Here is a 12723-nt window from a genome sequence, read left to right as displayed (position 1 = left end):
AGCCAGCTACACCCACGTTACCCACAGCCCGCTCCACAGCAAACGGGGACAAGTCAAAACAGTGGAAAAACAACTGTTTGCAGCGTCTTTATGCCGCGTTAAAGCAGCTTGCCAGGAATGTTTTCCACAATTACCGGACACAGGCTTGGTGCAGGCAAAAAGCGCCAGTCGGCGCTCGGTGAAATCAGAAAGGCGGTCAGGCGGCCCCCTTCGCTGGCAAGCCAGCGCCTACAGGGGAGGACGGGATGGGGTGGGCATAACAATGCCCCGGCGGCGCGGGCCGGCGGGGCATGCTTTATCCACAGAGCGGACGGTCAGTGGCCGCCCAGGTAAGCGTTGCGCACCTCCTCGTTGACCAGCAGTTCCTTGCCGGTGCCGCTCAGGCGGATCTCGCCGTTGACCATCACGTAGGCGCGGTCCGAGAGCTTCAGCGCGTGGTTGGCGTTCTGCTCCACCAGGAAGATGGTCATGCCGGTGGCCGCCAACTCCCTCAAGGTGGCGAAGATCTGCTTCACCACGATCGGCGCCAGGCCCAGGCTCGGCTCATCCAGCAGCAGCAACTTGGGCCGGCTCATCAATGCCCGGGCAATGGCCAGCATCTGCTGCTCGCCGCCAGACATGGTCATGGCCCGCTGGGTACGCCGTTCCTTGAGGCGGGGAAACAGCTCGAACATGCGCTGCATGTCCTCATTGGCGTACTTGTCGCCAATGGGGATGGTGCCCATCAGCAGGTTTTCCTCCACGGTCATGTCGGGGAACACCCGACGCCCTTCCGGGGACTGGGCGATACCGTTGGAGGCGATGTAGTGGGACGACTTATGGGTGATGTCCACACCGCGATAGAGAATCTGCCCGGACTCCGCCCGGGGCTGGCCGAAGATCGACATCAGCAGGGTCGACTTGCCGGCGCCGTTGGAGCCGATCAGGCTCACGGTTTCCCCTTCGTTGATGTGCAGCGAGACTTTCTTCAGGGCCTGGATCGGGCCGTAGTACACGTCCAGGTCCTTGAGTTCGAGGATAGGTTGAGTCATGCCAGTTCCTCTTCGTCGGCACCCAGGTAGGCGGCAATCACTTTCGGATCATTGCGGATCGCCTCCGGGCCGCCCTCGGCGATCACGTTGCCGTGGTCGAGCACCACGATGTGGTCGGAAATACTCATCACCATGCCCATGTCGTGTTCGATCAGCACCACGGTCAGGTCGTGCTCGTCGCGCAGCAGCCGGATCATTGCGCTCAGCGCCTCGGTTTCCTGGGGGTTGAGGCCGGCGGCCGGCTCGTCGAGGCAGATGATCTGCGGCCGGGTGCACATGGCCCGTGCGATCTCCAGGCGCCGTTGCTGGCCGTAGGACAGCTCGCCGGCCAGGCGGTTGGCGCAGTCCACCAGGTCCACCACCTCCAGCCAGTAGAAGGCATGGTCCAGGGCGGCGCTTTCCGCCTTGCGGTAGCCCTTGGTGTTGAGGATGCCCGCCAGCAGGTTGCGGTTGACCCACATGTGCTGGGCCACCAGCAGGTTTTCCACCACGGACATTTCCTTGAACAGGCGAATGTTCTGGAAGGTCCGCGCCAGGCCGGCGCGATTCACCAGGTGGGTGCCGCCGAACATCTTGTAGTACAGGCGGCTGGCGAAGCTTTTCGGCGAGACGAAGTCGGTGGCGCGAAAGGGCTCGCCCAGGAGCTTGATGACGTTGGTCTGCCGGCCCCGGGTATTGAGCTCGATGCGCCCGCCGGAGGCCTTGTAGAAGCCGGTCAGGCAGTTGAACACCGTGGTCTTGCCGGCGCCGTTGGGGCCGATCAGGGCGAAGATCGAGTTGCGCTTGACCTTCAGGCTGACGTCGCTGAGGGCCTTGATGCCACCGAAGTGCATCATCAGGTTTTCGACCGAAAGAATGTATTCGCTCATGGCGCGTTCCCCTCAGTCAGAGCACCTTTGCGTGGAGTGACGCCGGTGCGGCTGATGCGGATCAGCCCTCGCGGTCGCCAGATCATCATCAACACCATGAGAATGCCGAACAGCAGCACCCGGTACTCGGAGAAGCTGCGCAGCAACTCCGGCGCCACAGTCAGCACGAAGGCCGCGATCACCACGCCCACCGTCGAGCCCATGCCCCCCAGCACCACGATGGCCAGGATCAGCGCCGATTCGAAGAAGGTGAACGACGACGGGTTGACGAAGCCCTGGTAGCTGGCGAAGAACACCCCGGCCAGCCCGGCGGTGGAAGCACCGATGGTGAAGGCCGAGAGTTTGACCAGCACATGGTTCAGGCCCATGGCGCGGCAGGCGATCTCGTCTTCACGCAGGGCTTCCCAGGCCCGCCCCACGGGCATGCGGGTCAGCCGGTGCTTGATGTAGAGCACCAGCAGCACCACCAGGAACAGCACGATGTAGATGAACAGGAATTTCAGGTTGGGGTTGTATTCCAGGCCGAAGAACTCATGAAACGGCACCCCGCCGTCCTTGGCCTTGCGGCCGAACTCCAGGCCCAGGAAAGTCGGCGACGGCACCGGCATGCCGTTGGGGCCACCGGTGAAGGACAACCAGTTATTGAGCACCAGGCGGATGATCTCGCCGAAGCCCAGGGTCACGATGGCCAGGTAGTCGCCGTGCATCCTCAGCACCGGGAAGCCCAATATGCACCCCGCCAGGGCCGCGGCAATCGCCGCCAGGGGCAGCACGCTCCAGAAGCCCAGGCCCAGGTACTGGTAGCCCAGGGCCAGGCCGTAGGCGCCGATGGCGTAGAACGCCACGTAGCCCAGGTCCAGCAGGCCCGCCAGCCCCACCACGATGTTCAGCCCCAGGCCCAGCAGTACGTATATCAACCCGAGAATGACCACGGTCAGCAGGTACTTGTTGGCGAAGAACGGAAACACGATGGCGATCACGATCAGGGCCGGGATGATCCAGCGCAGCCGCGACTTGTAGTCCGGCGCCAGCACATGCACGCCGGAGCCGGTGCTTTCAAAGCCCTGGAGAATCTTCAGGCCCTTGGGGGTTTGCAGGAACAGGCTCAGGGCCAGCCGGCCGGCCATGACAATGGCTACCAGCCAGGCCACGCGAGTCGGCTGCAGGTTGAAACTGTAGCCATCGAGCACCACACCCACGATGGGGCCAAACACGATCAGCGAGATCAGCCCGGCCAGCACGGCGTCGATGACGCTCTTTTTGATATCAATCGGTTTATTGGCAGCAGACATACTTACACCTTCGCCACGAGTGGGCGACCCAGCAGGCCTTGGGGACGGAAGATCAGGATCAGCACCAGCAGCGAGAAACTGAACACGTCTTTGTAGTCGGAGTTGATCAAGCCGGAGAACAGCGACTCGGAGATGCCGAGGATGATCCCGCCGAGCATCGCCCCAGGCAGCGAGCCGATGCCGCCGAGTACCGCCGCGGTGAACGCCTTGATGCCGATGACGAAGCCGGCATAGAAGTCGAACGTGCCGTAGTTCATGGTGATCAGCACCCCGGCCAGGGCCGCCATGGCCGCGCCGATGACGAACACGTAGGAGATCACCCGGTCGGTGTTGATGCCGAGGATCGACGCCATCTTGCGGTCTTGCTGGGTGGCCCGGCACATACGCCCGAGCTTGGTGTACTTGATGATGTAGGTGAGCAGTGCCATGCCGGCGAACGCCGCCACCAGGATGAAGATCTTGGTGTAGGTGAGCTGCACGAAGCCTGTGCCGATATCGACTTTCCAGGCCCCGGCCAGCAGGGTCGGAACCCCTTGCTGCTTGGCACCCTGGCTGATCTGCGCGTAGTTCTGCAGGATCAGCGAAATGCCGATGGCGCTGATCAGCGGCGCCAGGCGGGTGGAGTTGCGCAGGGGTTTGTAGGCCACGCGCTCGATGACCCAGCCATAGATCCCCGTCACCACGACGGTGAAGATCAGCGTGCCGAGAATGAGTAGCGGGAAGGATTCAATGCCGAAATAGGCCAGCAGAGCCAGACTGATTGCCGCGAGGTAGGCGGAAATCATGTAAACCTCGCCGTGGGCGAAGTTGATCATGCCGATGATGCCATAGACCATTGTGTAGCCGATGGCGATCAGACCGTAGACGGACCCGAGGGTCAGCCCATTGATCAGTTGCTGCAGGAAAATACCATCCATAACGCAATCTCACGGACTTGAGAGACTGCACAGGCCGTCGACGCCGGACAGGGATCACCCGTCTGCGCAACACGTCCGTTGTGCAGCTCTACGAGAAAAGGCAAGTACTGCACGAGCAGGGACCGGTACCAGGGGGGGTACCGGCCCGTTCGGACTCATGTCACTTCTGTTTTTCCAGCTGGTGGTACTTGCCGTCCTTGTCCCACTGATAGACCACGTAGTCGGAAACCTTGAGGTCACCCTTGGCGTCCCAGGACTTCTCGCCCATCACGGTTTTCACCGGATTGGCCTTGAGCCATTTGGCCGCATCTTCGCCCTTGTTGGACTTGGCGCCGCCGAAGCCGGCCGCCAGGGCCTGGATCGAGGCATAAGCGTACAGGGTATAGCCCTCTGGCTCGGTGCCGGCCTTGCGGAAGGCATCCACCACGGCCTTGCTGTCTGGCAACAGGCGCGGGTCGGCGCCGAAGGTCATGTACACGCCGTCAACGTATTGCGGGCCACCGGCGGTGGTCACCAATTCGTCGGTAACGATGCCGTCGTCGGACATGAACTTGACGTCCTTCAGGCCCTGCTCACGCAGCTGGCGTACCAGCGGACCGGCTTCCGGATGCAGGCCGCCGAAGTACACCACGTCGGCGCCGGCGGCGCGGATCTTGGTCACCACGGCGCTGAAGTCTTTCTCGCCACGGGTCAGGCCCTCGTACAGCACCGGGGTCACGCCGCGCTTGGTCAACTGTGCCTTGGTGGCATCCGCCAGGCCCTGGCCGTAGGTGTCCTTGTCGTGCAGCACCACGACTTTCTTGCCCTTGAGCACATCGATGATGTAGTCACCGGCGACGATGCCCTGCTGGTCGTCACGCCCGCACATGCGGAACATCGCGGAGAGGCCACGCTCGGTGACCTGGGGGTTGGTGGAGCCCGGGGTGATGGCAATCACACCGGCGTCGCTGTACACCTCGGAAGCCGGAATGGTCGACGAGGAGCAGAAGTGCCCGACCACGCCGGCCACCTTGTCCTGGTCCACCAGGCGGTTGGCCACTGCCACCGCCTGCTTGGGTTCACAGGCGTCATCGCCCTTGACCAGGACGATCTTCTCGCCGTTGACCCCGCCCTTGGCGTTGATCTCGTCAGCCGCTGCCTGTGCACCCTTCATGTACTGCTCGCCAAATGCCGCGTTGGCGCCTGTCATGGGACCCGCTACACCGATCTTCAGGTCGGCTTGAGCAAACGCAGAAACACCCAGCGCAGTTGCCACTGCGAGGGCCAGAAAGCCTTTCTTGTAAAACGTCTGGGACATGAGGTGGTGCTCCAAGGTTTTTTTAGTTGGCACTGCGACTTCACTAAGGTTGCTCAGAGCAAGCGCCGTGCCAGTGGTTTTTTATTCTGAAAAAAGTCGCTGTCTTATTGTTATTTCGACTGTTTCGAGCCCTTTTTTATTGGGCGTGCAACCGTCTAAACCGCGGAAGGTAAAACCCTGCTTTTTAATGGGCGCAACCCATGCGTGCCATCATTGCAACCGCGACACAATTCAACGTGCAACCCTGCTGTAACAGCTCGCGTCACCGAACTGCACACTGCTGGTGCGAGACTGCTACGAGCCGCACCATTACAGGCTAGTCGCTGCATCGAAAAGCGTCGTCGGCCGCCCACTATTTCCTTGTTCAGATCACAATTCGCAGGCACTGGCCCGCGTGGTAGAGGGAGAAGCCGGCTTCGTACAGGCAACTGCGCAAGCCCACGCCGGCCAGGGGCTGCATGGCTGCGAAGGGGATCGGCAGGGCCTGGGGATCGCCGTTGCACAGGTAGTCGGCGAAGGCCTTGCCCACCACGGTTCCGGTGGTCACGCCCCGGCCGTTGTAACCGGTGACAGCCACCAGGCCCGGGGCTGGCTCGAACAGGCGCATCAGGTGGTCGGGGGTGAAGGCGATGCAGCCGGTCCAGGTGCATTCCCACTCCACCGGCTTGAGGTACGGGAAGTAATGCTGCTGTACGCGGTCGGCCCAGGCCTTGAGGAACCACAAGGGCTTCTGGCTGCCATTGCCCAGGCTGCCCAGCAACAGGCGGCCCTCGGCATCCCGGCGGATGCTGCTGAGCACCTGTCGGGTATCCCAGGAGCCCTGGCCCCCGGGCAGGATCTGCCGGGCCGCTTCTTCGGTCAGGGGCGCGGAAGCCACCTGGTAGTAGTAGCCGGGGAAGAAGTTGCGCCGCAGCTCGGTCCAGTCGCCTTCGGTGTAGGCGTTGGAGGCGATCACCACCTGCTCGGCCAGCACCGAGCCCTGCTCGGTCTGCACCGACCAGCGCTGGCCCTGGCGCTCCAGGCGGGTGACCGGGGAATGGTCGAACAGACGCCCGCCCAATTCCGTCGCCGCCCTGGCCAGGCCGCTGACGTAAGCCATGGGGTTGAGGGTTCCCGCCCGCCGGTCGAGCAGGGCCGCGGCAATCTTGCGAGTGCCGGTGGCCGCCTCGCACGCCGCGCCGGTCAGCAACTCCACGGGGGCCCCGCGACGTTTCCACTGTTCTTCACGGCTGCGCAGATCGGCCTCGCCCCGGGCGTTGTGGGCCATGTGCAAAGTGCCTTCGCGGCGCAGCTGGCAATCGATGTGGTACTTGTCCACCAGGCTGAACACCAATGACGGCGCCGCGCCGAGCATGCGGTTGAGCTGGCTGCCCACCTGCTCGCCGAAACCGGCCTCGATCTCGTCCGGCGGGATCCACATGCCGGCGTTCACCAGCCCGACGTTGCGCCCTGAACCGCCGTGCCCCGCGCGGTGGGCTTCGACCACACAGACCCGCTTGCCCTGCTCCAGCAAATGCACGGCGGCCGACAGCCCGGTGAAGCCGGCGCCGATGATGCACACATCCGCCGTCAGCTCGCCCTTGAGCGGCGCCCTGTCAGGCCGTTGCGGAGTGAGTGTTTCCCACAGACATTGTTCTTGTAGCGCCATTGCCAGACTCCGAAATCAACGAACCACAGACGCTGAAACGCACTTGCCGCTGTTCGCCAGCAAGCTGGCTCCTACAAACCTCCCCGTAGGAGCGAGCGTGCTCGCGAAAAGACTCAATCGAAGGTGATGCCCTGGGCCAGCGGCAGCTCCCGGGAGTAGTTGACGGTGTTGGTCTGGCGCCGCATGTAGCCGCGCCAGGCATCGGAGCCGGATTCGCGACCGCCGCCGGTTTCCTTCTCGCCGCCGAAGGCGCCGCCGATCTCTGCGCCGCTGGGGCCGATGTTGACGTTGGCGATGCCGCAGTCGCTGCCCACCGCCGACATGAACTGCTCGGCTTCACGCACGTCGGTGGTGAAGATGCAGGACGACAGGCCCTGAGGCACGGCGTTGTTCAGGCGCAGCGCTTCTTCGAAGTCGTTGTAGCCGATCACATAGAGGATCGGCGCGAAGGTTTCGCTGCACACCACCTCGCTCTGCTCGGGCATTTCGACGATGGCCGGCGACACGTAGTAGGCGTTGGGGAACTGGTCCTGCAACTGGCGCTGGCCGCCGAAGACCCGGCCGCCCTCGCTCAGGGCCTGCTCCAGGGCATCCTGCATGGCCTCGAAACTGTGCTTGTCGATCAGCGGGCCGATCAGGTTGCCTTCCAGCGGATGGCCGATGCGCACCTTGGAATAGGCCGTCTTGAGGCGGCTGATGATTTCCTCTTTCACCGACTCGTGGGCAATCAGGCGACGCAGGGTGGTGCAACGCTGGCCGGCGGTACCCACGGCGCTGAACAGGATGGCGCGCACCGCCATGTCCAGGTCGGCGCTGGGGCCGAGAATCATGGCATTGTTGCCCCCCAGTTCGAGAATGCTGCGGGCAAAACGCGCGGCCACCTTGGGCGCCACTTCGCGGCCCATACGGGTACTGCCGGTGGCGCTGATCAGGGCCACCCGCGGATCGTCCACCAGGGCGGCACCGGCATCACGGCCGCCGATGATCACCTGGCTCAGGTATTCGGGAGCATCCTGGAAGTTCTTCAACACGCGCTCCAGCAGCGCCTGGCAGGCCAGGGCGGTGAGCGGGGTCTTTTCCGAGGGTTTCCAGATCACCGGGTTGCCGCAGACCAGCGCCAGGGTGGTGTTCCAGGCCCAGACCGCTACCGGGAAGTTGAAGGCGCTGATCACCCCGACAACCCCCAGGGGATGCCAGGTTTCACGCATGTGGTGGCCCGGGCGCTCGGAGGCGATGGTCAGGCCGTAGAGCTGGCGCGACAGGCCGACGGCGAAGTCGCAGATGTCGATCATTTCCTGCACTTCCCCCAGGCCTTCCTGGGTGATCTTGCCGGCTTCCCAGGACACCAGCTCCCCCAGGTCGGCCTTGTACTCGCGCAGCACCTCGCCGAATTGCCGCACCAGCTCACCGCGACGGGGTGCCGGCACCTTGCGCCACAGGGCGAATGCATGCTCTGCGCGACTGACCTGCTGCTCCACCTCGGCGGCGCCCTGCCAGTTCACCGCGGCGATCCGGCTGCCGTCGATGGGCGAGTGCACAGGCTGGGTGCCCGACTGGTACAGGGCCGGGTTGACACCCAGACGATCAAGCAATGCGGCAACCATGGGGTTACTCCTTACAGATGAAAGCGAAAGAACCAGGCCGCTGCGACGGCCATCAAGGCTAGTAGTTGTAGCTGGCCCGAGACTTGCCAACAAACGACCTTTAAGCGAGATATCATTCCGTTTATTCATGCTGAGCCGCTCGCTGGCACCCATAAGAACAAGGACCACCCATGCTCAACAAACGCTACTTGCCGTCGATCACCGCCCTGCAGTGCTTCGAGGCCGTGACCCGGCACCTGAGCTTCACCCGTGCGGCCGAAGAGCTCAACCTGACCCAGAGCGCGGTGAGCAAGCAAGTGGCGCAACTGGAAGAGCTGCTGCAACACCTGCTGTTTCGTCGGGTACGGCGGCGCCTGCAACTGACTCCGGCCGGCGACCTGTACCTGGTGGAGGTGCGCAAGATCCTCACCCAGGTGGAGATGTCTACCCATTACCTGCGTTCCTACGGCGGCGAGACCGAAGTCCTACGAGTCTCCACGCCTTACACTTTTGGCGCCCGCTGGCTGGTGCCGCGCCTCAAGGGCTGGCGACTGCGCCACCCGCACATCCACCTGGACCTGTGCAATGAGCAAGAGCCTGACGAACTGCTCCAGGGCCATGCCGACCTGGCCTTCTACTTTGGCCAGGGTTCACGCCCCGGCACCGAGAGCCTGAAGCTGTTCAGCGAAGAGCTGGTGGCGGTCTGCGCCCCTGACAGCCTGCCCGCCGAGCCCTTGACCGACCCCAGGCAACTCACTGAACTGGTGCTGTTGCAGAACGCTTCACGGCCCCAGGGCTGGCACGAATGGTTCGACCAACAGGGCTACCAGACCGAGCACAGCTACCACGGCCCACGCTTCGAAACCTTCTATATGTGCATTCGTGCGGCCCAGGTCGGCTGCGGGGTCGCCCTGCTGCCACGTTTTCTGGTGGAAGAAGAACTGGCTGAAGGCAAGCTGGTGATCGCCTGGGAATACGCCATGCCCAGCCAGGACGCCTATTACCTGGCCTACCCCGAACACTCGGCGGAAGTGCCCAAGGTCCGGGACTTCGTGCGCTGGATGCTCGAACACAACGACTCGCCCCTCCCGTAGGAGCCGGTTTGCCGGCGATGGGGCCCTTGAGCCCTGCTCAAGACTGAAGATCCGTTCGCTGGCAAGCCAGCTCCTACGGCCGGAGAATGGCCCGCCACAAAAAACACTGGCAAAGCGCTGCGCGTCTATGCGCCACTAGCGCCTTCATTGAAAGAGCTGAATGCCGCACTTGTCCGTCGCGGCCAGCATGGAGATTCCCGTTATGAGCGAGAGTGTGTTTGCCGATCGCATCGTGCAGAACCTGCTCGACACCGACTTCTACAAACTGACCATGATGCAGGCGGTGCTGCACAACTACCCCAACGTCGAGGTGGAATGGGAGTTTCGTTGCCGTAACAGCGAGGACCTGCGGCCCTATCTGGCAGAGATCCGCTACCAGTTCGAGCGCCTGGCGGAACTGAGCCTGAGCGCCGACCAGCTGGGCTTTCTCGAACGAATCAGCTTCCTCAAGCCGGATTTCCTGCGCTTTCTCGGGCTGTTTCGCTTCAACCTGCGCTACGTGCATACCGGCATCGAGGACGGCGAGCTGTTTATCCGCCTGCGCGGCCCCTGGCTGCACGTGATCCTGTTCGAAGTGCCGATGCTGGCCATCATCAGCGAGGTGCGCAACCGCTACCGCTATCGCGAGATCCAGCTGGTCCAGGCCCGCGAGCAGCTGTACCGCAAGTTCGACTGGCTGACCGCCAACGCCAGCAGCGAAGAACTTTCCGAGCTGCAAGTGGCGGATTTCGGCACCCGCCGACGCTTTTCCTACCGAGTCCAGGAAGAAGTAGTGAACGTGCTCAAGCACGATTTCCCCGGACGTTTTGTCGGCACCAGCAACGTGCACCTGTCCCGGGAACTGAACATGAAACCCCTGGGCACCATGGCCCACGAATGGATCATGGCCCACCAGCAACTGGGGCCGCGGCTGATCGACAGCCAGATCGCCGCCCTCGACTGCTGGGTCCGCGAATACCGTGGCTTGCTGGGCATCGCCCTGACGGATTGCATCACCACCGATGCTTTCCTCGGCGATTTCGACCTGTTCTTCGCCAAGCTGTTCGACGGCCTGCGCCACGACTCCGGCGACCCGATCCTCTGGGCGGAAAAGGCCATCGCCCACTACCACAAGCTGGGCATCGATCCGATGAGCAAGACCCTGGTGTTCTCCGACAGCCTGAGCCTGCCGCGCGCCCTGGAAATATTCCGTGCGCTGCGGGGGCGGATCAATGTCAGCTTCGGCATCGGCACCAACCTGACCTGTGACATTCCCGGTGTCGAGCCGATGAGCATCGTGCTTAAAATGGCTGCCTGCAATGGCCAGCCCGTCGCCAAGATCTCCGATGAAGCGGGCAAGACCCATTGCAAGGATCCGAACTTCGTCGCTTACTTGCGCCACGTTTTCCAAGTACCTGCCCAACCTGGCAAGGAGTGAATCATGCAAGCCGTACAGCGTGAGATTGCGCAGCAGCTCAAGGTCCAAGCACCTTTTCCCGACCACGCCGCCCTTGAGGCAGAAATCGCCCGGCGCATCCGCTTCATCCAGGACTGCCTGGTCAATTCCGGGCTCAAGTCCCTGGTCCTGGGCATCAGCGGCGGTGTCGACTCCCTGACCGCCGGCCTGCTGGCCCAACGGGCGATGCGTGAATTGCGCGAACGCAGCGGGGACGATGGCTACCGCTTCATTGCCGTGCGCCTGCCCTATGAGACCCAGTTCGACGAACACGATGCCCAGGCCTCGGTGGACTTCATCAACCCTGACGAACGCCACACCGTGAACATCGGCCCGGCGGTCAGGGCCCTGGCCAACGAAGTGGCGGCCTTCGAGGGGCAGCACGCCGTGTCCCGGGATTTCGTCCTCGGCAACACCAAGGCGCGGATGCGCATGGTGGCCCAGTACACCATCGCCGGCGCCGCCCATGGCCTGGTGATAGGTACCGACCACGCCGCCGAAGCGGTGATGGGTTTCTTTACCAAGTTCGGTGACGGCGCCTGCGACCTGGCGCCCCTGAGCGGCCTGGTGAAAAACCAAGTGCGCTCCATTGCCCGCCACTTCGGTGCCCCGGAATCCCTGGTGGAAAAAGTGCCGACCGCTGACCTCGAAGACCTGTCGCCGGGCAAGCCGGACGAAGCGTCCCACGGCGTCACCTACGCCGAGATCGACGCCTTCCTGCATGGCCAGCCGGTACGTGAGGAAGCCTTCAAGATCATCTGCGACACCTACCGCAAGACCCATCACAAACGCGTCATGCCCTTCGCCCCATGACCCGCCTCGCTCTGTAGGTGCCGGCTTGCCGGCGAAAAGGCCGCTTGTGCTGCACAAGGCTCGAGGGCCTCTTCGCGGGCAAGCCCGCTCCTACGGATGCACACAAAAAAAGCGCCCCTGGGGGCGCTTTCTTGTTGCAGCCGGGCCTGATGCTTACTTCAGGACCACAGCGCCTTTCATCATCGAGTTGTGGCCTGGGAACGAGCAGAAGAACTGGTAGCTTTCGCCAGCGGTCAGCTTCGATACGTCGAAGGTCACCGAATCTTTCTCGCCGGCACCGATGATCTTGGTGTGGGCGATGACGCGGGTGTCGCCTTCCTTCAGGTAGCTCTTGTCGATGCCGGCGGCCATGCCGTCGGTGGCGATGCCAGCCATGTCTGCGGTCTTGCTCAGTACCCAGTTGTGGCCCATGACGTTCTTCGGCAGGCTGCCGGAGTGGGTCAGGTTCACGGTGAAGGTCTTGCAGCTCTTGTCGATGGTGATTTCCTTAGTGTTGAAGGACATCTGGTCGGTAGAGTCGACATCGACCTTGCATTCGGCGGCCATCAGTTGGCTGCTGGCCAGTGTCAACAGGGATACCGCAACGAGTTTGGCAAACATGGTGAATCTCCAAGGCAGGGTTAACAAAATCCATCTGAATCCATGGGACGGAAGACTGCCTGAATTTCTCGCAAGTTCCTATGATTTGCATCAAAAAATTGTATACAACTCTCTGCTATCGACCTGATCAAGACAATCAACCGG

The 12723-nt window shown here is 62.7% G+C and carries 11 protein-coding genes; 3 read left to right on the top strand and 8 right to left on the bottom strand.

Features of this window, described 5'->3' with window-relative positions:
* Window positions 1–314: 314 nt before the first annotated feature.
* The 7 genes from PFLCHA0_RS03045 to amaB form a co-directional block, all read right to left on the bottom strand.
* A complete protein-coding gene (locus tag PFLCHA0_RS03045) occupies window positions 315–1031 on the bottom strand; it encodes an ABC transporter ATP-binding protein (protein WP_011058970.1) in 717 nt (238 codons plus the stop codon).
* Window positions 1028–1900, bottom strand: a complete 873-nt coding sequence (locus PFLCHA0_RS03040; protein ID WP_011058969.1) for an ATP-binding cassette domain-containing protein — start codon at window positions 1898–1900, stop codon at window positions 1028–1030. Before PFLCHA0_RS03040 ends, PFLCHA0_RS03045 begins: the two co-directional genes overlap by 4 nt.
* A complete protein-coding gene (gene livM, locus PFLCHA0_RS03035) occupies window positions 1897–3192 on the bottom strand; it encodes a high-affinity branched-chain amino acid ABC transporter permease LivM (protein ID WP_015633950.1) in 1296 nt (431 codons plus the stop codon). The genes PFLCHA0_RS03040 and livM overlap by 4 nt, the downstream gene beginning before the upstream one ends.
* 2 nt (window positions 3193–3194) lie before the next feature.
* On the bottom strand, window positions 3195–4109 hold the full coding sequence (locus PFLCHA0_RS03030) for an ABC transporter permease subunit (protein ID WP_011058967.1): 915 nt from the start codon (window positions 4107–4109) through the stop codon (window positions 3195–3197).
* A 160-nt stretch (window positions 4110–4269) separates the two neighbouring features.
* On the bottom strand, window positions 4270–5406 hold the full coding sequence (locus PFLCHA0_RS03025; RefSeq protein WP_011058966.1) for a branched-chain amino acid ABC transporter substrate-binding protein: 1137 nt from the start codon (window positions 5404–5406) through the stop codon (window positions 4270–4272).
* Between the two features lie 364 nt (window positions 5407–5770).
* Complete coding sequence (amaA, locus tag PFLCHA0_RS03020; protein ID WP_011058965.1) at window positions 5771–7054, bottom strand: L-pipecolate oxidase; 1284 nt, start codon at window positions 7052–7054, stop codon at window positions 5771–5773.
* A 113-nt stretch (window positions 7055–7167) separates the two neighbouring features.
* A complete protein-coding gene (gene amaB / locus PFLCHA0_RS03015; protein ID WP_011058964.1) occupies window positions 7168–8658 on the bottom strand; it encodes an L-piperidine-6-carboxylate dehydrogenase in 1491 nt (496 codons plus the stop codon).
* Between the two features lie 170 nt (window positions 8659–8828).
* Between amaB and PFLCHA0_RS03010 the strand changes: the two genes are divergently transcribed.
* The 3 genes from PFLCHA0_RS03010 to nadE all read left to right on the top strand — a co-directional run bounded on the left by PFLCHA0_RS03010 (window position 8829) and on the right by nadE (window position 11979).
* Window positions 8829–9731, top strand: coding sequence for a LysR family transcriptional regulator (locus PFLCHA0_RS03010; protein WP_015633948.1), 903 nt, complete (start codon window positions 8829–8831; stop codon window positions 9729–9731).
* A gap of 202 nt (window positions 9732–9933) precedes the next feature.
* A complete protein-coding gene (gene pncB, locus PFLCHA0_RS03005) occupies window positions 9934–11148 on the top strand; it encodes a nicotinate phosphoribosyltransferase (RefSeq protein ID WP_015633947.1) in 1215 nt (404 codons plus the stop codon).
* Between the two features lie 3 nt (window positions 11149–11151).
* The gene (gene nadE / locus PFLCHA0_RS03000; protein ID WP_015633946.1) at window positions 11152–11979 is read left to right on the top strand and encodes an ammonia-dependent NAD(+) synthetase; all 828 of its coding nucleotides are present in this window, start codon (window positions 11152–11154) and stop codon (window positions 11977–11979) included.
* Between the two features lie 153 nt (window positions 11980–12132).
* Here nadE and azu read toward each other — a convergent pair whose 3' ends face one another.
* Complete coding sequence (gene azu / locus PFLCHA0_RS02995) at window positions 12133–12579, bottom strand: azurin (protein ID WP_011058960.1); 447 nt, start codon at window positions 12577–12579, stop codon at window positions 12133–12135.
* Window positions 12580–12723: the final 144 nt, after the last annotated feature.

Origin of the sequence: Pseudomonas protegens CHA0, from assembly GCF_000397205.1 — a bacterium.
In the GTDB taxonomy this organism is placed as follows: Bacteria; Pseudomonadota; Gammaproteobacteria; order Pseudomonadales; family Pseudomonadaceae; genus Aquipseudomonas; species Aquipseudomonas protegens.
The sequence above is the reverse complement of the archived record's forward strand: the minus strand, read 5'-3'. Positions and strand labels throughout refer to the sequence as shown.

What these genes read in the sequence shown, in the direction of transcription:
- PFLCHA0_RS03045 (WP_011058970.1), bottom strand. Translation starts at nt 1,031, where the DNA reads ATGACTCAACCTATCCTCGAACTCAAGGACCTGGACGTGTACTACGGC.
- PFLCHA0_RS03040 (WP_011058969.1), bottom strand. Translation starts at nt 1,900, where the DNA reads ATGAGCGAATACATTCTTTCGGTCGAAAACCTGATGATGCACTTCGGT.
- livM (WP_015633950.1), bottom strand. Translation starts at nt 3,192, where the DNA reads ATGTCTGCTGCCAATAAACCGATTGATATCAAAAAGAGCGTCATCGAC.
- PFLCHA0_RS03030 (WP_011058967.1), bottom strand. Translation starts at nt 4,109, where the DNA reads ATGGATGGTATTTTCCTGCAGCAACTGATCAATGGGCTGACCCTCGGG.
- PFLCHA0_RS03025 (WP_011058966.1), bottom strand. Translation starts at nt 5,406, where the DNA reads ATGTCCCAGACGTTTTACAAGAAAGGCTTTCTGGCCCTCGCAGTGGCA.
- amaA (WP_011058965.1), bottom strand. Translation starts at nt 7,054, where the DNA reads ATGGCGCTACAAGAACAATGTCTGTGGGAAACACTCACTCCGCAACGG.
- amaB (WP_011058964.1), bottom strand. Translation starts at nt 8,658, where the DNA reads ATGGTTGCCGCATTGCTTGATCGTCTGGGTGTCAACCCGGCCCTGTAC.
- PFLCHA0_RS03010 (WP_015633948.1), top strand. Translation starts at nt 8,829, where the DNA reads ATGCTCAACAAACGCTACTTGCCGTCGATCACCGCCCTGCAGTGCTTC.
- pncB (WP_015633947.1), top strand. Translation starts at nt 9,934, where the DNA reads ATGAGCGAGAGTGTGTTTGCCGATCGCATCGTGCAGAACCTGCTCGAC.
- nadE (WP_015633946.1), top strand. Translation starts at nt 11,152, where the DNA reads ATGCAAGCCGTACAGCGTGAGATTGCGCAGCAGCTCAAGGTCCAAGCA.
- azu (WP_011058960.1), bottom strand. Translation starts at nt 12,579, where the DNA reads ATGTTTGCCAAACTCGTTGCGGTATCCCTGTTGACACTGGCCAGCAGC.